This is a genomic window from Shewanella zhuhaiensis (assembly GCF_022484835.1).
Taxonomy (GTDB): Bacteria; Pseudomonadota; Gammaproteobacteria; order Enterobacterales; family Shewanellaceae; genus Shewanella; species Shewanella khirikhana.
Genome location: NZ_JAKUDL010000001.1, coordinates 364,444 through 385,417, shown reverse-complemented (window position 1 = coordinate 385,417; position 20,974 = coordinate 364,444). Strand labels below are relative to the sequence as shown.

Sequence of the window (20,974 nt, the reverse complement as noted above, 5' to 3'; positions counted from 1 at the left end):
TCCAGATGCAAGCAAAGAAATTTGGGGAGAAAAGCTCCGGGCCAAATCAGGGGGCGGCCCGGAGCAAGGGTTGACGCGGTTTAGGGCTTAGATTTTGCCAACCAGGTCCAGTGAAGGAGCCAGAGTTTCATCGCCTGGCTGCCATTTGGCTGGGCATACTTCGCCGTCGTGGGTAGCAACGTACTGAGCAGCCTGGATTTTACGAACCAGCTCGCTGGCGCTGCGACCAATACCCAGGTCGTGGATTTCAGCTACTTTTACCTGACCTTCTGGGTTGATGACGAAGGTGCCACGCAGGGCCAGGCCTTCTTCTTCAATCATCACGCCGAAGTTGCGGCTGATGATGCCGGTTGGGTCGGCCACCATCGGGAATTCAATCTTGTTGATGGTGTCAGAAGTGTCGTGCCATGCCTTGTGGGTGAAATGGGTGTCAGTAGACACTGAGTACACTTCAACGCCCATGGACTGCAGCTTGGCGTAGTGGTCAGCCATGTCGCCCAGTTCAGTTGGACATACGAAGGTGAAGTCGGCTGGGTAGAAGAACACCACAGACCACTTGCCCAGCAGATCCTGCTCGGTCACAGGCACGAATTCGCCCTTGTGGAAAGCAGTGGCTTTGAATGGCTTGATGGTGCTGTTGATGATTGATTGAGTCATGTTTTGCTCCTTTATAAACAAACGCTTGGTTCAGTGAATTTGTCAGGGCAACTGGCTGGCGCCCCGTCGATGGAGAGCATATTAGCCAAGGACTTCAATCATTGATAACGGATAAAAACTATCACCTTAATCGATTTTTTATTTGAACCAATCGAAAAAAGGGAAAACCCTGGTTTTCCCTTTTTAATGATTAGCGATTGCGGCTTCAGTTACCGGCTTGCTCGGTCAACCAGTGGCTCAGCAAGCGCACGCCAAAGCCAGTCGCACCGGCCGGGCTCAACGGTTTTTCTGCAGAGGACAAAGCGTTACCTGCGATGTCGATGTGGGCCCAGGGCTGCTCACCTGCAAAACGCTGCAGGAACATAGCGGCAGAGGATGCGCCCGCGCTGCCTTCGGCGCCGGTGTTTTTCAGATCGGCAATGCTTGATTTGAGCTCATCACCATAGGCTTTATCCAGCGGCAGGCGCCACAGCTTCTCACCCACAGCGGCGCCGGAAGCCGTCAGACCTGCAATCAGGCTTTCATCATCACTGAACAGACCCGCATATTCACGGCCCAGGGCACGCACCTTGGAGCCTGTGAGGGTAGCCACATCAATCATCAGCTTGGGCTGATACTGGGTACGGGCATACCACATGCCATCGGCCAGAATGAGACGGCCTTCTGCATCTGTGTTCATCACTTCCACGCTCAGGCCCTGGGCGGTTCGCACCACATCACCGGGGCGCAGCGCATCGCCGGACACCATGTTCTCTGCCAGCGGCAGCACCGCCACCAGATTGACCTTGGCCTTTTGCATCGCCATGGCTTTCACTGTACCCAGAATGGCAGCGGCACCGGCCATATCGGATTTCATGTGCGAAATCGAGCCGCCGGACGCCTTGATGTTATAGCCACCCGAATCGAAGGTGATGCCTTTACCCACCATGGCAACAGGTGCGCCTTCGGCACCTTCCCAGTGCGCCACCACCAAGCGAGGGCCGCGCAGGCTGCCCTTACCCACCCCCATCAGGGCCCCCATGCCCAGCTTCTGGATGCCCTTGGGCTCGATCACAGTCACTTTTACACCCAGTGACTTCAGTTTTTTCGCCTCGATGGCAAAGTCTTCCGGCGTCATATCCCCGGCAGGGGTGTTCACCAGATCCCGTGCCAGCGCCACGCCGGCTTCGACCGCAGACAGGCGGGCAAACTCGTCACCGGCGGCTTTGGCGTCGGTCAGCGCAAAGCGCAGCTCACGTTCGCTCGCTTCTTTACTCACATAACGGCCGAACTCATACCCCTTCAATTTAGCGCCATGGGCCACTTCCGCAGCCAGATTGGCGGCATTGGGCGTTCCCTCGGCAATCAGGGTGATGCGGGTGTCTTTATGGGCTGCCAGCTTATCTGCGAGCTTACCGCCCAGATTATTGAGTTCGCCGTCGGTCAGCTTGCCATCACCCAGCCCCATCACCAGGATCCGGTTCAGCTGACTGCCGGCAGGCGCCAGCACTTCCAGCACTTTTCCCTCTTCGCCATCGAACTGATTAACCTGCATGGCCCGCTCGAGATGAGTCAGGCTGCCGTCACTCAGCACCCGGGCGCCGGGGAAGTCGGTATTTTGTACTTTGAACAGCACCAGAGTCTCGCCCTGAGTATTCAATTCATTGGAAAAGCTCACTTTGTCGGCCAGAGCAGGCATGGACAACAAAGAAGCAAACAGCACAGCAAGTGTGGATTTGGAGGTTTTAAGCATGGGGTTCACACCTTGTTATTATGGGACGCGCAAGCATAACAAAGGTGTATTTTGAGGTTAACCCGCGAAGTGCCGCCCTTAACACCGGCTTACAATTTTCTACCTGGGCGTAACCTTTAACATCTGCCCCGAAGGATTAGCCGCCCCAGGGACCAAAGCTCATGGAAGCGCGTCCAACGGTGAAACCAAGACGATTGGACAGCTCGGCCCGGGCCTGTTTAAGGCCTTCTTCACGCAGCACGCCCGGGACTCTTGACGCAAATATCACCCAGTTGCCGCCGCTTGAAAGGCTGGCATACACTTCGGCAAACTCCTGTTTAAGCAGCGTTTGCAGCGCCAAATTGTCTCTGTGCTCTTTCCAGCAATTGAGCACCAGCATACCGTCCGCCTTCAGCAATCGCAGCGCGCCGGTAATAAAAGCCGGGCTCATCTGCTGCTCGTCCACCCCATCGGCGCCATAGATATCGGCATACACAATATCGACCCGTTTATGCTCGGCTGATTCGAGAAAAACTTTCGCATCCCCTTCGAACAGCTGCAATTTCTTACCCACCGGCAAGAAGAAGTAGCGCTTGGCCACCTCAATGACTTCGTGCCTCAGCTCCACTGCACTGATCTTCATTGCCCCATCGGCATGGCGCAGTGCATGCACCAGAGCGCCGCCGCCAAGGCCAAGTACCAAAGCGCTGCGGGGCGACTTATACATCAGGGATTCGAGCATTACCTGCACGTAAGAGTGCTTGGGGATATGAGGGGTACGGATGTCGAGCTTACTCTGCTCATCGTTATCGCCAAACGACAGCACCCGCAGGCCATCGCCTTCGAGCACCAGCACTGGCCCGTGGGCATCCTGGCTTTGGTAAATCAGCTTATAGTCGGACAATTTATCGCGGTTCCGGGCAAAAAAGCACTTCTCTATCGGCCGCAGCACTCAGTAAAATCTGCGCTTTATGCCAAGGGTTTTCGGGGCCTCCATTTTATGACAAATCAAATCCTTCTTGCCTGTTTTTATTTGGCTGCTTTCTATTTTATCCAACGAAATCTCAAGTATATGGTGCAGCGACTGGCGGACAAAAAGCAGGTCAGCGCGGCCCGCACCAGCATGGTGACCCGTTTTCTGACATCGGTGCTGTTTTTTATCACCCTGTCGCTGATGGCGGTCTCTTTGGGGCTGGGCTATCACGATGTGGCGCTGTTTGTGTCATCCGCCTTTGCGGTGCTGGGGGTGGCGCTGGTTGCCCAGTGGTCGATACTCAGTAACCTTACCGCCGGTGTGCTGATTTTCTTCGTATTTCCATACCGTATTGGCGATCGCATCAAGGTGGTGGACAAGGATGAGGACATCCGCGGCATTATCGAAGAAATCGCCCTGTTCCATGTGCTGATAAAAAGGGACGATGGCAACCTTATCACCTACCCCAACAGTCAGATTTTGCAAAAGTCGGTGATTAAGCTTTTAAATCCAGAAGCTTACGAACCCAAATCCCAGGTGCTGCCGCAGGTGGATGAAAAAAAGACTGAGAGTGCGCCTGCCGCTACAACCGCAAATGCAGCCAGCAACACAGCTTCGGGTACGCCTGTACCGCCATCAGTGCCGCCATCAGTGCCGCCAAGCGCCTCCTGAAACCACGACAAGGCATTCTGCTCAAACAAAAAACGCGGCCACCGGGCCGCGTTTTTCATCAGGAAAGACTCAAAGGGTATTTTTAAACAGCGCTATCGCCTTTTGGTACATCTCCAGCGCCAATGCCGGGTCGTGGCGGGCATCGCCATCGCGCATAAAGGCGTGCTCTCCATTGACCTCAAGCCAGGTATAACGGCTCTGGCAGTCCTCGAGATTTTGCTGAATGCGGCGCCGGCCTTCGGCAGGCACATGGGGGTCTTGCTTGCCAAACACCATGTAAAGCTCACCGCGGATGTCTCTGGTGCGCGACAACGAATCATTACCCGTCTGGCTGGGAATGGTGCCTGAGTGAATGTCTGTGGCATACAAACAAAAAGCTGCTGCCACGTCCGGATTTACCGCAGCACGGTAAGCCAGATGGCCACCGATGCACACTCCCATAGCGCCCACTTTGCCGCGGCACCAGGGCTGGCTGCGGGCAAAGTCGACCATGGCAACAGTGTCGCTGTCATGATTTTCCAGCGGCTTGGTGGCTTTGTCGCTGTTGCCCTTGTCCTTACCCACATCATCGTAACCAAGCACGGTTCCGGCTGGATTCAGCTCGTGGAAAATCTCGGGCACCAGCACCGCAAAACCATGACCGGCAAGCACTGTGGCCATACGGCCGATGGGGGCGGTTTCCTGAAAGATTTCAGAGTAAAAGATGATGGCAGGGAAACTGCCTTCGGCCACAGGACGATAGACACGGGTCTGCATAGGACCCGTTGCCGTGGTGAGGGTGTAAAGTTCGCTAAGGACGCGCATAAGACCTCCAGGGCTTGAGATTGCCAACAATCTAGCAAGCCCAAAGTCTTGTGTCAGCGCACAATTTCAGAAAAGTTCGTTTCCGCTGCGCTCGCCACTGAGTGCAGCATGCACATTGGTTAAGGTGGTATGGGCGATGGCGCCCAGGGCTTCTTCAGTTAAAAACGCCTGGTGGCCGGTAAAAACCACGTTGTGGCAAGCCGACAAGCGGCGGAACACATCGTCCTGGATCACTTCGTTGGACTTATCTTCGAAAAAGAGTTCCTTTTCGTTTTCATACACATCCAGACCCAAAGCGCCGATTTGACCGGTTTTGAGCGCTTCCATGGCATCCATGGCATTGAGCAGCCCACCACGACTGGTATTAATGACCATGGCGCCGGGCTTCATTTTGGCGAAGGTATCGGCGCGCAGCAGGTGGTGGTTCTCTTTGGTAAGCGGGCAATGCAGACTCACCACATCACATTGGGGGAAGAGCTCATCGAGACTCAGATATGGTACGCCCAGAGCTTCAACCGCCGGGTTGGGATATGGGTCAAACGCAAGCACCTTACAGCCAAAGCCCAGCAGGATGCGGATGGTCGCCAGACCAATCTTGCCGGTACCAACCACCCCCACGGTTTTGCCGTGCATGTTAAAGCCCACCAGGCCTTCGAGGGAAAAGTTGGCGTCGCGGGTACGCTGATAGGCCTTATGGATCTTGCGGTTAAGAGTCAGCATCAGCGCAACCGTGTGCTCGGCAACAGACTCAGGCGAGTAAGCCGGTACGTTCACCACTGTCATTCCCAGGCGTTTGGCTTCATCGAGATCCACATTGTTAAAACCGGCACAGCGCATGGCAATGACCCGGGTGCCATTGGCGTTCAATTCATTGAGCACCTCGGCCGACAGCTCATCGTTAACGAAGGCACAAATGACTTCAAAACCATAAGCCAGCTTCACGGTTTGCATGCACAGCCGCGAATCGAAGTATTCGATGTGGGCACCGAAGCCCACATTGGTCCGGTCAAAGTGCTGCATATCGTAGTGTTTGGCGCTGAAGAATCCGATTTTCATGGAAAAGTCCTGAGAATTGCGTGAATGGCCGCAGTGTAAGCCAATTCTGCATGGCTGTCGTCGCCAGAAAGGTGAAGCGGATCACCTTTGCTGCGCAAGGACCATAAAAAAGCGGCCCCGAAGGGCCGCCTGACGTTGGGCAATCGAGTGCCCCATACTAAGGAAGATTAATGATCTTTGGCGTATTGGGCCGCCTGGGCACCGGCGATACGACCGAAGGTCACGATATCGGAGATGGCGTTGCCACCCAGACGGTTGGCACCGTGCACGCCACCGGTCACTTCACCGGCTGCATACATACCGCCGATAAGCTTGCCGTCTTTGCCGACAACTTCAGCCTTGGTATCGATTTTTACGCCGCCCATGGTGTGGTGCACCGCAGGCGCTACTTCGATGGCATAGAAAGGCGCAGTGGCCAGTTCACGCGGCAGGTTGGCGCGCTCGAACTGCTCATCCTTACCGGATTTCACAAAGCCATTGTAACTGGCGATGGATTTTTCCAGTTCGGCCGCAGGCATAGCCAGTTTCTCGGCCAGCTCTTTCACGGTTTTGCCTTCGTTAACAATCTTCAGGTGGATGTAGCCTTCAATTTTGCTCAGACTCTTACGCACTGAATCATCAAACACCAGGTACGCACTTTCACCTTTCTGAGCCAGAATGGCGGCAGAGGCTTTGTCGCGGGTGGTGATTTCGTTGACGAAACGCTTACCTTCGCGGTTAACCAGAATAGCGCCGTTACCACGCACAGCTTCGGTCACCATTACACCGCCCACTGGGCTGTAGGTTGGGTGAGCCTGCACGTATTCCAGATCCACAGTGTCAGCACCGGCGTGGGTTGCCACGTCCAGACCGTCACCGGTCGCACCCGGATGGTTGGTGGCCTTGAAGCCTTTGAGTTTGGCATCATACTTGGCAACACGATCGTTGTTCTTGGCGAAACCACCGGTGGCAACCACCACGGCGTCAGCCTTGATCACGTAGTAACCTGTGTAAGCGCCCTGAACCAGTACGCCAGTTACCTTACCGCTGCCATCTTCAAGAATGCGTACCACACGGCTGTTGAGGCGGATATCCGTGTCGCGGGCAACGGCGGCATCCCACAGTACCTGCGCCACATGGGCACCCACACCGGCACCACCGGTTGGACGGTGACTGCGGTTAACACTGGCGCCACCCATGCGACCCACGTCGTTCATATCGGCACCCAGTGCGGTGAGCCAATCGATGGAGTCGGAAGAATTGTTGGCCAGCACTTTTACCAGCTCAGGATTGTTGATGTTACGGCCACCTTTCATGGTGTCGTCAATCATGATCTGTTTCTTGTCCTGGATGCCAAGCTTGGCCTGAGGCTTGGTTTCGGCAGCGTTCATACCACCGGCAGCCAGCTTGGTGTTACCACCTGGAACCGGCTCTTTTTCAAGCACAATAACTTTTACGCCAGCGTCACGGGCAGAAACGGCTGCGGCCAGACCCGCGCCACCAGAGCCGATGATCACAACGTCAGTGCTCTCGCGTGGGCCAGCGGCAATAGCTTTGTCCTGGGCGGCTTTTTCAGCATCCACAGGTACGAACTTGCGCTCCCACTTGCCACCGAAAGGCATGTCATAACCGAAATTATGGCAAGCATCACAGTAGGTCACTGATTTTTCGTGGCCTTTGTGGCAGCTGGTACAAGCAATGTCACCGATGAGGTGAGATTGGTGAGGAGACACTATGCCTTCGCGCTCTCCACCGGCCACTTCTTTCAGATCGCCGTGACAGCTCACGCACTGGGCGTTTTCATGGGTCAGGTTATCGTTGGTTGGGCCCTTGTCGGTTTGGTGACAGCTGTCGCAGCCGTTATCACCATGGAAATCGGCCAGATTGTCTGCATTGGCCCAGGCAGTGCCGGCCATGACCCCAGAGATCATGACAGCCAGCATGGTTTTTTTCATCGCTCCCGTGAACATAAGTGTTCCTCCAAAACTACTTATTAAGAGGTATTTTTGCGGCGTGTTTTACACTTAGTTAATGGTTATATACGGAGTAAAACGCTAACCTGCGATGAAATGGTAGCACTATCTAAAGAGGTATTTTTCTCGGTGCCGTCACAGTCTGTCCCAACTTGTATCAATCATTGTCAGTATTTGCTGGGTACCCCGAGGTTTTGTTGCGTTGATTGAACAAGATCACAGCGACTTATATAAAAATGCCAGACGGGCAACACTTTACAAAGAAAAAGCGGCATTGCCACCGTCAAACTCCCCGGCACAGCTCCAAAGTAACGCCACATGCTGTTATGCTGCGGTTTTTTAGGGTAGAGAACACCGACATGGCCGACAAAGAGCTCTCTGAAAAACGCTTTTGGATCCAGCGGATAAGCAAGACCGCACTGCGGGCAGTACATCTGCTGGGGATTTGCGGCGTGGGTGGCGGAGTGCTCCTGGGAGTGGCCAAGCCCGAGTGGCAGGATTTCTGGCTAATGGCCATGCTCAGCGGCAGTGCCCTGATGGGCTGGGAAATTGTGCGGGATTGGCGCTGGCTTATCCAACTCAAAGGCGTACTGACGCTACTTAAGCTCCTGCTGCTGAGCTTGTTTATTCCCTTCTCTGACCATAAAGCCGAAATTTTTGTGGCGGTACTGCTACTGTCGGTACTGGTATCACACGGCCCGGCTGGGCTTAGACACTATTCCATCTGGCACAGAAGACGTATTGAAAGCCGGAAGGAAATCAAGGGATGAAGGCGCCTGCATCTCCTCTGTTTGAGAGGTTTGCGCATCTGTTTTTGGCAGATACTCCCCTCACAGTGCTCGATGTGGCCTGCGGCGGCGGCCGTAATGGCGCCTGGTTTCTGGCGAGGGGCCACGAGGTGTGCTTTCTGGATATCGACCTGCAGCGACTCGAAGATGAGCTGAAGCAGCATACCCGCAGTAAACTGCTGGCGCGGGATTTGGAAACGCCTCCTCAGGCGCCGCTTGGTCAATTCGACCTGGTCCTGGTATTCAACTATCTGCATCGGCCATTGTTCGCGCTGCTGGAAGCAGCGGTGAAACCCGGCGGTTTGTTGATTTATGAAACCTTTACTCATCAACAGGCGCAGATTGGCAGGCCGCGCAACCCGGATTTTTTACTGGAAGACGCTGAACTCAAGCGACGCTTTGCCCATTGGCAACAAGTGTATTATGGTGAGCAAACGCCGGTTGAAGGCGAAGGTGCCTTCAAGGCAAGCATCATTTGCCGTAAACCCATGGACTGAACATGTTTCCTTACCCAGAGCAATACCGAAACGCGCTGCCACCGCTAATTACCGCCTTTATTGTGGTGTGGGCCATACTCGGACGCGCCATCACAGGCCAGGGCAACCCGCTGTTTTACTATCCCCTGCTGGTGACGTACCCCGTCATCCTTTGCGCTCATCTTTGGCTGATTTGGCATTCCCAGGGAATGAAACGGCTCGATCAGGGTTTTTATGCACTGGTACACGGTACCCTGGCATTTGTGGTTTGGACCTTTGCCATTATGCATCTGCGGGATATGGGGATTTAAACGCTGAAAATAAAAGTGGCACCCAGGTTACCCAAGGTGCCCACTTTGGCGGAAAGGGAGATTTAGTCGTCCTGTTGGTCAAGCAAACATGATTCCTCGGACGCAAGAACCACATTGATAAACACGTAGTAGATTATGAATAACCCACTCAGTGTCCCCACGACATAAAGACTGATAGACCACATCTGCTATCCTCCTGAATCTCGCAGGTATTTAATTAACGGCCAAGGCCATTAACTAACATTCGTGAATAACTAAAATTACAGTTCGTTATTTACCGCTGGTGCTTCGTCAACACGGTAGATATAGCACTCAGGGAATGGCTCACACATAGAAACTTTTATCGTTTGCTCTTGCTCGGCAGTATCTTGCTTAACAAACATAAAAGGCATGGCTACGGCTGAAGTAAAAACTGCACCAGCCAAGAGGTGATTGATATACTTTTTCATTGCGTTGACTCCAACCGATTAATTTATAATTTACGAGCAGAATTATTATACTTACCGTAAAATCCAACGCTTGCTGTTAAAGCGTCAGATAAAAATTAAGTGTCAACCAACTTGGCCACGGGGATGCGCCATTGCTTTTTGCGACCAGCGGATTAGCAAATCAAAGCGACTCAGGGTAAGGCGTCTTTGTTGTGCGCAACCAAGTCGGCTGACGGGGTTAACGATAGGAAACCCAGTACCGGAACGCGACAATGAAAAGATGATGAAAACCTTACTAACCAGTAAACAACTGATTAATTTAGATAAACAACATCGGTATTTGAGTTGGTGAGAACTGAAAGTAAGATTTTCCTGTCCTTAGACATCGATATGTTTCGAAGAGAAAGGTGTTTTACCTTGATGTCCACGCGAACTTTTTCGTTAGTGTTAACCGACTGGCGAGTTAGGTAGAATTGCCCATCATCCTTTTCCAGGTACCACATATCTTTATTATCTACGAGCCAAGCCTCAGAGAATACTGGTGTAAAATCCTCAGTAATAAGCTCCTCCACGCCATTCCTCAGCGACCAAGTACCGCGTACATGTTTCTTTGAGAAGTAGAAATCACCTGTAGCCCAATCATATCTTCCTGAGTAACCACCAATCACCAAAACTCTCAACTCTTCTCCAGAAAATGCATTTACGAGTTTTATTTTTCCGCTGGAGTTAGATAAATCTGTCATGACTAATTCGCCATGCTTAATGCCAAAAGATATATTTCTTACCATTGTCATATTGGGGACCATATTTAAATGAGCCGTAGCCAGGTCTAACGTAAAGGCCGCGCCATTGATAGAACCTGCAACCATGCTGCCATCCATTGAGAAAGACAACTCATCAATATATGAGAAACGTTTTAAGTCAGTTAGCTTGTGCTCTACCCCATCAAACTCTCGCATCCAAATTTGAGGTAAGCCAGTCTTGGTGGAAACAAAGACTGCTCTGCTGCCATCCGGGCTTATAGCCCCTCTATAATCTCTGCGACTGGAAGAAATCCACGGTTTGGGGCTGGAGTCGGTGGTCAGGGGGGAGTCCCACAGCCAGATTTCCTCTTCCACCAATTCACCTACTACCGCTGTAACCTGCCCCCGGGCGTTGGATTTGGGTGAATTGATTTCCTGCAAAATTTTAGTAATACGGGTGACCTGGCCAGAGGCTAAGTTATACTGGTGTAGCTGCCCTTCTTCTGCACGGTAGATGAGGCTTTTTCCGTCACCACTCCAGGCGATACTGCGAAGTGGATAACCCACCTTATGCAGGCTGCGCCACTCTCCGGATGAGAGGGTAAACAGCATAATTTGGGTATCTGACCAGCCCGAGTTACGCAGTACCGCCAGCTGGCTTCCGTCAGGAGACAAGGCAAAGCTCAGGTCCCCTCGTCCGGTAATATGAGGTTGACTTATCTGCTCTTTTTGCAAGGTATCCAAATCAAGACGGTAGATTTTCTTGAAGTCCTCGATACTCGCTGAGTCTATGTAAAACAGCTGTCGTCCATTGAAGGTCAAGGCGCTCGATTGATTGGTCGCTCCGCAGGAGCCCACTATCTGCTCATCTTCAGAAACAATATCGACCAGCACTAACTCGCACCTTGCCACGCCATCATAGCGAAGGTAGGCCAGATGACGCCCATCCTCCGCCCATGCCGGATATCGGCCATTCATCTTTCCGGGAAAGCTGCCTGCAACCTGAGAAACAACGCCAGTACGTAAATCCTGGACCAGCACCCGCCATGTTTCTTCATTCAATGGCCGAAATGAAAACGCCAGCTGAGAACCATCCGGAGACAAAATCGGGTCAACCTCTTGCCCATCCAGCGAAGTCAGTGGTTCAAGAGAAGCAATCACATCTTTAATAGGGGAGATATTTTCAACCGGCGGCGCTTTGCTGAAATACTGAATACCCCCCATGATAGCCAGTGACACAGTCAGGCCTGCCAAGGCAAAACCCAGCAATCTGCCACTTCGGGAACTGCCATGCGGGGGAGTTTTAACAGGTGTAGCAAGCTGCTGGTTGATTTGGTCTGAAGTCGGGCTATCGGTTGCGGCGTCAAATGCCGGCTTGTTTTCGGTCTCAGCCTTGCCGGAAAGCGTCGCGGCTGCATGGCTCTCAGGGACAGCAGCCACGGTTTTTAGCAGAGGCGTATTGATTTGCTCAATTTCGGCAACCACCAGATAACCGACCTTGGGCACGGTTTTAATAACTCTCTGACTGCGGGCATCATCACCGAGGGCGCTGCGAAGCAGTGCAATGATTCGATTGATAGCGTTGTCAGAAACAACACCACCGCGCCACACTTCTTTAATGAGCTCATCCCGACTCACAGGGCGACCGGCACGTTCAATCAGGCACACCAGCACCTGCATTACGCGCAATTCCAGCTTGGTATCTATGCCTTCCCGAGAAACCACGCAACGCTCGGGTACAACAAGGTACTCGCCCAAGCGATATTTATTATTATTAAACATGCCGTTCGCTTTGTTACTTTAGTTTTATCTTTCTGTATTTAATCAATATCGGTGCCTGAGGGGAAGCGGCAGCACACATCTATCTTTTCATTGAACTTGCCGCTGTGGTTACCCTTGGGTATCTTTAGCGCCCCAAAGACCGTATCGAGACCGCAAATGGACGATTTTGTTTACAATCCACCCTGCAAACCCTGGCTGGAGATTTTGCACCAGGACAAGGACATCATCGTTATCAATAAGCCCAGCGGCATCCTCTCGGTGCCCGGTCGCGATCCTATTCATTACGACAGTATCTGGTCACGGATAAAGGCCGAGCATCCCAACAGTCAGGTCGTGCATCGTCTGGATATGGCCACCTCCGGCGTCATGGTTTATGCCCTGCGAAAAAGCGCCGAAAGCGAACTCAAGCGTCAGTTCCGCGACCGGGAAACCCACAAAATATACTATGCGCGGGTTGCAGGGCACGTTAAGCAAGATACCAGCGTCAATCTGCCGCTTATCTGTGACTGGCCCAATCGCCCCAAACAAAAGGTCGATCACCAGATAGGTAAACCTTCTCTCACCCATGTGGAAGTCGTCAGCTACGGCAAGCGCTCGACGCTGGTGAAGCTCACCCCCATCACCGGCCGCAGTCACCAGCTCAGGGTACATATGATGGCCCTTGGACACCCCATCCTGGGTGACGGCTTCTATGCTGACCCGCTGGCGAAGTCTCTTGCAGACCGTCTGCTGCTGCATGCAGCCAGCCTCAGCTTCACACATCCTTATTCGGCCGAGCCGCTGACCTTCGATGCCGAAGTGCCGTTCGCCGAGCCGATTGGTGAGCAGTAAAGTCACCTTTTCGCTGGAAAATTCACATTAAAGCCCGTAAATTATTGTTCAATCATTTGGTAGTTAGAGCAGTAAGCAGTGGATACATCATTTCAGCGTGACCAGTTGGACAATCAGATCCTCGAGGCCCTGATGGCCGATGCCCGCACTCCCTTTGCCGAACTGGCCAAACGATTCGGCGTCAGTGCGGGTACCATCCATGTGCGGGTCGAAAAGATGAAGCAGGCTGGTATCATCACCGGCGCCCAAATTACGGTAAACCCCAAGGCGCTGGGCTACGATGTGTGCTGTTTTATCGGCATTAATTTGAAAAGTGCCGGCGATTACCCTGCAGCTATTGCCAAACTCAATGCCCTCGAAGAGGTGGTTGAAGCTTACTACACCACCGGCAACTACAGCATTTTCGTCAAAGTCATGTGTCAGTCTATCGACAGCCTGCAACATGTGCTGATTAACCGCATTCAATCCATTGCCGAAATTCAGTCCACCGAGACCTTAATAAGCCTGCAAAATCCGATTGTCCGAGCGGTAAAGCCCTGATCCAACTCTGGCACTGTAAAGCTTAAAAACAAAAACACCGGCACAATGTCCGGTGTTTTTGTTTAACTGACTCAAAGCTCAAAGACTTTGGTCATCACCTTATAAAGCTCGGTGCCCTGATGCACAGACGCCGATGCAAAATGCAGTATCGGCACTCCGTCCTCAGGCAATTTAAGCGGCGTCAGTTCCTCACCGGTGCCGTACAAATCCAATCTGAGCAGATTCACCAGCGGCTCACCCGCCTTCATCGGCACGCCTACCTTCCCGAGATACTCCACCATCCCCGCCTTGGGCGCATGGAATTTACGGTAATTCTTCAGAAAACAGCCAAAGCGCTTCATCGGCTTGGGCAGCACTTTCTCGGCAATCACCCCGCGGTGGCTAAGATACGCCAGAATACCTTCGGCATCTTCTAGGGCATCATCGAGATCGATACGCTCCTGACTGCCAAGCTCTAAAGTAAACGCCGAGACTTTCACCCCCAGTTCGCGGCCACGGCTCGAAGCCACCTCAGCCAGCGTCCACCAGGGCACAAAAGCCGCCTCATCCATCGCGCCGCCGAAACTGTTGGGGATCAGCAAGGTATAAGGAATCGAGAAAAACTGCGCCGCATCACGCTCATATTCAGGGCAATACAAGTGTTTGCACGACTTGGGGCCGGTGTGCAAATCCAGCACTATATCAGCCCTGTGTGCCATCGCCTGCAAGGTTACCGCAAGCCTGTGCCCTGTGGTCACACCCCAGGGATTTCCCAGCTTGCGGGCGCACTCTTCCACCAAGGTGGCGCGAAACGCCGTTACCAGCGCCTCATCATCCAAATGTGCATGCTGCTGATACCATACCTCGATATTAAAGCCATGGTCGAGATACTCACGGTTCCAGTTCACCCCAGTAATGGGATCAAAGCGGCCCAGGGTAAACTCGCCACTCTTCTGGTTTATTCCCAAAGGATTTGCCAGCGGCACCAACTGGATATCTCCCAGCAGCTCGTAGTGCTCCAGCAGCTTCATCAGCTGATAGATCACCGCGTTGCCCTGTACCTCGGCGCCGTGCACATTGGCCTGAATGTAAACACTTGGGCCCATACCCTTACCGCTAAAGCGATAAACAGGCAGCGACAGCGGCTGACCGGCAGCCAGCTCGCCCACCCGCACTTCGTGCTTATCAACCCGCATTATGCCTGGCCTTCAAACAGGTTTTCGTGCAATGCTTTCACCACCTGCGCTGCCTCACTCTCAGCCACCAAGACGCACAGATTATGTGGGCTGGCGCCCTGGCAAATCATCCGCACATTGTGGGACTCGAGCACACTGAATACCTGACGGCAAATACCCGCCGTGCTGGCGATACGGTTACCGATAATGGCCACCAGCGCCAGGTTATCTTCAACCCGCACCCGGCAATGCTGCGACAACTCCTGTAACAAGGCTTCACTCAAAAGGCCACTGCCGGTGGAGTCGGAACCGGTTTTATCCAGCGTCAGCGACACGTTCACTTCAGACGTGGTGATAAGGTCGACCGAAATTTTATGACGCGCCAAAGTGGCAAAGGTTTCTGCCAAAAAGCCGCGGGCATGCAGCATCTGCAAGCTGTGCAGGTTCAAAAGAGTCTGATCGCGGCGTACCGCAACGGCACGATAGGTCGGTGGATTGTCCACCTGATGACGGATCCAGGTGCCGCCCTTTTCCGGGGCCTTGCTTGATCCCACAAACACCTGAATTTGCTGACGAACGGCAGGCAGAATGGTGGCTGGATGCAGCACCTTGGCGCCGAAGGTAGCCATTTCAGCTGCTTCGTTAAAACTGATTTCAGCAATGGGGCGTGCATTAGGTGCCAAACGTGGGTCTGTGGTGTAGATACCAGCCACGTCGGTCCAGATCTCTACCGCATCGGCCCGCAGCGCCTCGGCCAACAAGGCGGCCGAATAGTCACTGCCACCGCGGCCAAGGGTAGTGGTTTGGCCGTCGGCATCGGCGCCGATAAAGCCCTGGGTCACCACAATCTGGCTTGCCAGCAGCGGTTGTAAAAAGTCACGTGACAGCGCCGCAATGTCTTCAATCTGCGGCTCTGCGCGGCCAAAGTGACTGTCGGTCCGCATCACCTGCCGCACATCAAAGCTAACGCTACTGGCGCCCTTTTCACGTAGCACGGCGGCAAAAATCAATGACGAGCACTGCTCGCCCATGGACAGCAACTCATCCATAATCGACTTGCTGCGATTAAGGATAAGTGACTCACTGAGCACAGAAATACGCGACAGCAGGCTATCGAGCGCAGCAGCCACATCCTGTGGGCGGCTCAGTTTGTCGAGGATAGCGTACTGAATTTGGGCAATTTGCTTAAGCAGCTGTAACCGACGCTCATCGGTCACAGTGGCCTGGGTGAGTTCCACCAGCAGGTTAGTCACACCGCTGGATGCACTGACCACCACCAGCCGGGTCGCAGTATTGGCCAGCACTATATCGGCGCAGCGGGACATAGCGTCAAAATCGGCAACAGAGGTACCGCCAAACTTGGCTACGACAAGAGACATCAGCACACCTCCGTCGACGGCGAATAGACGAAAGCAGCAAATTGATTGGTAAGGGTTTTCATGTGTTAGCTCCGAACTGACTTCGTTCGAAGAGCCTGGTGCAAAGATTCGGCACCCCAATAGGAGGGAAAAGCGATCGTCACCAGAAGCTCTCCACCAAATTACAGGTGACAATCGTCAGGATTCAGCCTGAACGACCGACATGGACCGCTTACCCCGCAGTGCACGCCTCGGCGCCAATCTCCCTCGCAAGTCGTCGTTGGAGTGGGTACTCCTCAAACTTGCTACCTAGTTGACGCTCCTCTTCTGTGCCTTCCATAGGAAGGGACGAAAAAAGTAGCAATAAAGACCTAATCAAGTCAATCCGAAATTACCCAACTTGATAAAAACTGTGTTTGGCTGAGCAATCGCGCTATCGGCCAAGATCCGGCAGTTCGCTCACCAACCGCACCCGCTCGCTGAACGCCCCCATCTGCGCCGGCGTTGCCTGCATCAGGCATGGCAGCAGCTCAAGCTGGTTTTCGGCCACATAATAAATCGCGTTTTGCTGATGGCGTCTGGCGAGCGCCAGGCCGTCTTCTCTGGACAAAAACACCGCCCAGCTTTTTTCCATATGGGACAAATCGCGGCTCGCCCCTATCATGGCCCGATAAGGCACCCCCAGAGATTCAATGTCTCTGAGCAGCGCCCGATCCCGCAAACGGTTCTGACAGGCAGTCAAAATCCGCCCCTGAGGATTATGGGCTGTGATAATGGCGAACTGGGAAAAAGGAGAAAGTTGCTGAGTCAACAGAAATTCTGTCGACTGATAGAGATGCCAAAGCTGTTCGAAATGACTGTCCATGCGTGTGAGAATCATTCAAAAGAACCCGATACAGTTTAGCAGACTCTTTTACGCTGCCTAGTCATGTGAGGCAGATCTCATTTACAAAAACACCCATCACCTTACATTTCATCGACTTAGAGAAAATTAATCATAATTAATCGGCCTTTCGGCTGGATTTGTTAACATTTCAATTGTTAACAAATGCCTAAAACGAGTACAATTGGCCCCGTTAGCCTTCCACCCATCCAGCCGTTCATTTGATACAGACTGTTACAAATTTTCCGCTGATGTCAGTGACTTGGCTAATCAACTGTACGAAATGTGATCCATATTCAATTTAACATTTATACTTTGCAAAAAACGGGTGTCTGAGGAACTTTAGCAAGGCATTGTTTATCAAAGTAAGTACAGTTCGCGTTCCCCAATGTGGGGCAACTATTGGACTAATCGTAGAGTGTGCCGGCTATCAGGCGCTGTCTCTTTACCACACAGGTTTTTCAGGCCCTGCCCAGCTAGCAAGCAGGCCCTGTCCGACAGTCGACCGGCACATCCGGTTAGCACAGAATTTGTTTTAAATTTAGGTACTTAATTATGCAAAACCCGCACATTCTGATCGTAGAAGACGAAGCCGTTACCCGTAATACCTTAAGGAGTATTTTTGAGGCCGAAGGATATGTGGTAACTGAAGCCAACGATGGCGCAGAAATGCATAAAGCCTTGCAGGAAAACAAGATCAACCTGGTAGTGATGGATATCAACCTGCCAGGTAAAAACGGTCTGTTGCTGGCACGCGAACTGCGTGAAATCAACAACATCGGCCTTATCTTCCTAACCGGTCGTGACAACGAAGTCGACAAAATCCTGGGTCTTGAAATTGGCGCGGACGATTATATTACCAAGCCGTTCAACCCACGTGAGCTGACTATTCGTGCCCGTAACCTGCTGACTCGCGTAAACAGCACTGGCACTGAAGTTGAAGAAAAGGCCGCCGTCGAGGTTTATCGTTTCAATGGCTGGAGCCTGGAAATCAACAGCCGCTCTCTGGTCAGCCCATCCGGCGAATCTTACAAGCTGCCTCGCAGTGAGTTCCGTGCCATGCTGCACTTCGTCGAAAACCCTGGCAAAATTTTGAGCCGCGCCGATCTGCTGATGAAGATGACCGGCCGCGAACTCAAGCCACATGACCGTACCGTAGACGTGACAATCCGTCGTATCCGTAAGCACTTCGAAAGCCAGCCGGACACGCCAGAAATCATTGCCACCATCCACGGTGAAGGCTATCGCTTCTGCGGTAACCTGGACGAATAAGGGTTAACCTCTCTTTAAAAAGCCAATCTTCGGATTGGCTTTTTTTATTCTATTTTCCGAAAGATACAAGCCTCTGCGCTGCTCCGGCACATGCTCGCAAAGCAAAAAACGCCGTACAAAAAAGCCTGTCGATGACAGGCCTTTCTATTAGGGTTGGAGCTCAGTGTTTGCTCAGCGCTTAAGCTCGCTGTCGAGGAAATCTGCCAGGGTGCGATACAGGTGGGTACGCACCTTCTCACCGCGCATCGAGTGCTTGGAGCCCGGGTAATCCACCATACGGAACAGCTTGCCTTCGTCCTGCAGCGCCTTGTAAACCCGGGTCGAGTTTTCAAACAGCACGTTATCGTCGGCCATACCGTGGTACATCAAAAGCCCGCCCTGATAGCCGCCCACATGGGGAAACACGCTCGCCTTATCGTAACCCTTAGCGTTGCGGTCCGGATGACCCATATAGCGCTCGGTGTAATGGGTATCATACAGGCGCCAGTCGGTCACAGGGGCCCCCGAAATGGCCGCTTTAAAGTGGCTTGGCGCCTTAAAGAGACTCATCAGCGCCATGTACCCGCCATAGCTGTGACCGTAAATGGCCACCTTATCCCCTGCCACAAAAGGCAGCGTGCGCAGGTAATCCACCCCGGCCATCTGATCGCGCACCTCGGCATCACCAAGGTTTTGGTAAATGACATACTCGAACTTGGTGCCGCGGTGCGCCGAGCCGCGGTTATCCAGTTGAAACACCAGATAATCCTGTTGCAGCAGATACTGGGTAAAGTAATCCTGCTCGCTCCAGCTGTTGGTGACGAGCTGCGCGTGGGGGCCGCCGTAAACCCGCACCACCACGGGATACTTTTTGGCGGCATCGAAATTCACCGGCTTGAACAGGCGGTAATGCAGTGCCTGACCATCATCGGCCTTCAGAGTGCCAAACTCGGGCAGCTGCCACAGACCGGCAAAGGGATGCAATGGATGACCAACTTTGACGGCGTTTTCTTCCACCCAGGCCAAATGCTTACCGGCCGAGTCATGCAAACTCACCTGAGGCGGCTGCGACAGGCTGTTGAAGTAATCCAGATACACAGGGCTGTTTTCAGCAAACACTGTGCCGTGCATACCGGCTTCGGTTGAGAGCCGTTCAATCTCGCCGCCCTTGAGGCTCACCCGGTACAGATGACGCTCGGTAACCTTGTCCTTGCGGCCGCTGAAATACACAAGGCCTGCCTTTTCATCAACATAGGCAATACCATCGACAGTCCAGTCGCCCTTGGTCAGCTGACGCTTCACCTTGCCCCTGGCATCGAACAGGTAAATATGGCTGTAACCATCACGCTCTGAGGTCCAGAGGAAATCGCCGCTATCCTTTAAAAAGCGCAGGTCGTTATTGAGGTTCACCCAGGCCTTACTGGTTTCTTTTACCAGCAGCTCTGTCTTGCCGGGGTTTGCAACCGCCACTTTACGCAGCTCCAGAGTCTGCTGATCACGGCTTTGCCATTGAAAGCTGAGTTCAGTGCTGTTTGGCAGCCACTTAACCCGCGGCAGGTAAATGTCTTTCTCTTTGCCCAGATCCACCCAATCGGCCTTGCCATCACCCAGGGCAACAATGCCAAGGGCGATTTCCACGTTGGCCTTGCCGGCATAGGGATAGCGCTGCTCGGTAAGCTTAATGCCGTCGGCATAAATTTCATTGCGGGTCACCAGCTCCACCGGTGACTCATCGATACGGGTAAAGGCAATACGCGCTTCGTCAGGCGACCACCAGTAACCGGTCATGCGATCCATTTCTTCCTGAGCCACAAATTCGGCCATGCCGTTTTTGATGGCGCCACCACCGTCTTTGGTGAGCTGTGTGAGTTTATTGGCTGCCAGCTCATACACATAGAGGTTTTGCTCCTTGATAAAGGAGACATAGTTGCCCTTGGGCGACAGCTTGGCGTCGGTGGCAAAACCTTCACCTGTGGCAAGCAGACGCACATCGCCGCTCTTGGGGGTAAAGTAATACAGCTGCCCGGCGGCCGGGATCAGCAGCGCCTCGCCATCTTTGGCCCAAAAGTATTCCATAATGCCCTGGCCATAAATGCGCTGGCGTTCGCGGCGGGCCTTTTCTTCATCGGAAAGCTCGCCGCCCGCCAGTTTGTCGGCATCCAGCAGCAGGCTTACCTTGCCGCTCGACACGTCCATCTGCCACAAATCATAAAAGTGTTGATTGTCGGCGCGGCCCTTCAAAAAGGTGACCTTGCTGCCATCGGGAGAAAGCGCCAGCCCACGTGGGCTGCTGCCCGCCAATGCTGGAGAAGCATACATGCGCTCGATTGCCAGAGGTTCAGTCCCTGCGCCCGGAAAGGCGGGCGCCGCCTGGATGGAGGCTGCTACGCCCGCCAACATCAATGAAGCCACGATTTTTTTAATCATTGTTTTTTCCATGTGTGGTTCGTGAGGTGTATGTCAAAGCAGTTATCAACTGTAAGCCAACCATTCTGCCCGAAAACTTAGCCGCTGCCAAAGTAATCGCCGATGGCAAAGCCACTGAAAATATCACCAATCTCGGGTATCATTAGCGCCAGAATTATTCCAAAGACCTCCCACAAA

Annotated in this window: 19 protein-coding genes and 1 riboswitch; of the genes, 7 read left to right on the top strand and 12 right to left on the bottom strand. The window is 53.1% G+C overall.

Going from position 1 to position 20,974, the window contains the following annotated elements; translation table 11 throughout:
- Positions 1 to 87: 87 nt before the first annotated feature.
- The 3 genes from ahpC to MJ923_RS01580 form a co-directional block, all read right to left on the bottom strand.
- A complete protein-coding gene (gene ahpC / locus MJ923_RS01590) occupies positions 88 to 657 on the bottom strand; it encodes an alkyl hydroperoxide reductase subunit C (RefSeq protein ID WP_011758735.1) in 570 nt (189 codons plus the stop codon).
- A gap of 205 nt (positions 658 to 862) precedes the next feature.
- Entirely contained in the window at positions 863 to 2,389 is a 1,527-nt protein-coding gene (locus tag MJ923_RS01585; RefSeq protein ID WP_240589619.1) for a leucyl aminopeptidase, read from the bottom strand.
- Between the two features lie 136 nt (positions 2,390 to 2,525).
- Positions 2,526 to 3,272 (bottom strand): spermidine synthase, encoded by a 747-nt coding sequence (locus MJ923_RS01580; RefSeq protein ID WP_240589618.1) that lies wholly within the window; start codon positions 3,270 to 3,272, stop codon positions 2,526 to 2,528.
- 96 nt (positions 3,273 to 3,368) lie between these two features.
- On the opposite strand from MJ923_RS01580, the gene MJ923_RS01575 reads away from it, so the two are divergent.
- On the top strand, positions 3,369 to 4,013 hold the full coding sequence (locus MJ923_RS01575) for a mechanosensitive ion channel family protein (RefSeq protein ID WP_240589617.1): 645 nt from the start codon (positions 3,369 to 3,371) through the stop codon (positions 4,011 to 4,013).
- 69 nt (positions 4,014 to 4,082) lie between these two features.
- Here MJ923_RS01575 and MJ923_RS01570 read toward each other — a convergent pair whose 3' ends face one another.
- The 3 genes from MJ923_RS01570 to fccA form a co-directional block, all read right to left on the bottom strand.
- Positions 4,083 to 4,817, bottom strand: coding sequence for a dienelactone hydrolase family protein (locus tag MJ923_RS01570; RefSeq protein ID WP_240589616.1), 735 nt, complete (start codon positions 4,815 to 4,817; stop codon positions 4,083 to 4,085).
- 66 nt (positions 4,818 to 4,883) lie between these two features.
- Entirely contained in the window at positions 4,884 to 5,873 is a 990-nt protein-coding gene (locus tag MJ923_RS01565) for a 2-hydroxyacid dehydrogenase (protein ID WP_240589615.1), read from the bottom strand.
- 167 nt (positions 5,874 to 6,040) lie between these two features.
- Positions 6,041 to 7,822 (bottom strand): fumarate reductase flavoprotein subunit FccA, encoded by a 1,782-nt coding sequence (gene fccA, locus MJ923_RS01560; protein ID WP_240589614.1) that lies wholly within the window; start codon positions 7,820 to 7,822, stop codon positions 6,041 to 6,043.
- A 362-nt stretch (positions 7,823 to 8,184) separates the two neighbouring features.
- Here fccA and MJ923_RS01555 point away from each other — a divergent pair, with 362 nt between their 5' ends.
- From MJ923_RS01555 to MJ923_RS01545, 3 genes are read left to right on the top strand one after another with little or no spacing between them, the layout of a single operon-like run.
- Positions 8,185 to 8,595 carry a hypothetical protein gene (locus MJ923_RS01555; protein WP_240590226.1) on the top strand — a complete coding sequence of 137 codons (411 nt, stop codon included), beginning with the start codon at positions 8,185 to 8,187 and terminating at the stop codon, positions 8,593 to 8,595.
- Positions 8,592 to 9,110: a class I SAM-dependent methyltransferase gene (locus MJ923_RS01550; RefSeq protein WP_240589613.1), complete on the top strand. Its 519-nt coding sequence runs from the start codon at positions 8,592 to 8,594 to the stop codon at positions 9,108 to 9,110. The genes MJ923_RS01555 and MJ923_RS01550 overlap by 4 nt, the downstream gene beginning before the upstream one ends.
- Positions 9,111 to 9,112: 2 nt before the next feature.
- The gene (locus MJ923_RS01545; protein ID WP_240589612.1) at positions 9,113 to 9,400 is read left to right on the top strand and encodes a hypothetical protein; all 288 of its coding nucleotides are present in this window, start codon (positions 9,113 to 9,115) and stop codon (positions 9,398 to 9,400) included.
- Positions 9,401 to 9,660: 260 nt separating this feature from the next.
- Here MJ923_RS01545 and MJ923_RS01540 read toward each other — a convergent pair whose 3' ends face one another.
- Together MJ923_RS01540 and MJ923_RS01535 are read right to left on the bottom strand one after the other, a co-directional pair.
- Positions 9,661 to 9,849 carry a hypothetical protein gene (locus MJ923_RS01540; RefSeq protein ID WP_240589611.1) on the bottom strand — a complete coding sequence of 63 codons (189 nt, stop codon included), beginning with the start codon at positions 9,847 to 9,849 and terminating at the stop codon, positions 9,661 to 9,663.
- 293 nt (positions 9,850 to 10,142) lie between these two features.
- A complete protein-coding gene (locus MJ923_RS01535; protein ID WP_240589610.1) occupies positions 10,143 to 12,353 on the bottom strand; it encodes a winged helix-turn-helix domain-containing protein in 2,211 nt (736 codons plus the stop codon).
- 156 nt (positions 12,354 to 12,509) lie between these two features.
- Between MJ923_RS01535 and rluA the strand changes: the two genes are divergently transcribed.
- Positions 12,510 to 13,184, top strand: coding sequence for a bifunctional tRNA pseudouridine(32) synthase/23S rRNA pseudouridine(746) synthase RluA (gene rluA, locus MJ923_RS01530; protein WP_240589609.1), 675 nt, complete (start codon positions 12,510 to 12,512; stop codon positions 13,182 to 13,184).
- 78 nt (positions 13,185 to 13,262) lie between these two features.
- Positions 13,263 to 13,724 (top strand): transcriptional regulator AsnC, encoded by a 462-nt coding sequence (gene asnC, locus MJ923_RS01525; RefSeq protein ID WP_126165772.1) that lies wholly within the window; start codon positions 13,263 to 13,265, stop codon positions 13,722 to 13,724.
- A 71-nt stretch (positions 13,725 to 13,795) separates the two neighbouring features.
- On the opposite strand, the gene MJ923_RS01520 is transcribed toward asnC, so the two are convergent.
- The 3 genes from MJ923_RS01520 to MJ923_RS01510 form a co-directional block, all read right to left on the bottom strand.
- Positions 13,796 to 14,899, bottom strand: a complete 1,104-nt coding sequence (locus MJ923_RS01520) for a succinylglutamate desuccinylase/aspartoacylase family protein (RefSeq protein ID WP_240589608.1) — start codon at positions 14,897 to 14,899, stop codon at positions 13,796 to 13,798.
- Positions 14,899 to 16,257: a lysine-sensitive aspartokinase 3 gene (lysC, locus tag MJ923_RS01515; protein WP_240589607.1), complete on the bottom strand. Its 1,359-nt coding sequence runs from the start codon at positions 16,255 to 16,257 to the stop codon at positions 14,899 to 14,901. The genes MJ923_RS01520 and lysC overlap by 1 nt, the downstream gene beginning before the upstream one ends.
- Positions 16,258 to 16,395: 138 nt before the next feature.
- Positions 16,396 to 16,571, bottom strand: a riboswitch (Lysine riboswitch).
- Positions 16,572 to 16,669: 98 nt separating this feature from the next.
- Complete coding sequence (locus tag MJ923_RS01510; protein WP_240589606.1) at positions 16,670 to 17,116, bottom strand: DUF3293 domain-containing protein; 447 nt, start codon at positions 17,114 to 17,116, stop codon at positions 16,670 to 16,672.
- 558 nt (positions 17,117 to 17,674) lie between these two features.
- Between MJ923_RS01510 and arcA the strand changes: the two genes are divergently transcribed.
- Positions 17,675 to 18,391 (top strand): two-component system response regulator ArcA, encoded by a 717-nt coding sequence (gene arcA, locus MJ923_RS01505; protein ID WP_240589605.1) that lies wholly within the window; start codon positions 17,675 to 17,677, stop codon positions 18,389 to 18,391.
- 171 nt (positions 18,392 to 18,562) lie between these two features.
- Here arcA and MJ923_RS01500 read toward each other — a convergent pair whose 3' ends face one another.
- The gene (locus MJ923_RS01500; RefSeq protein ID WP_420854414.1) at positions 18,563 to 20,770 is read right to left on the bottom strand and encodes a S9 family peptidase; all 2,208 of its coding nucleotides are present in this window, start codon (positions 20,768 to 20,770) and stop codon (positions 18,563 to 18,565) included.
- Positions 20,771 to 20,974: the final 204 nt, after the last annotated feature.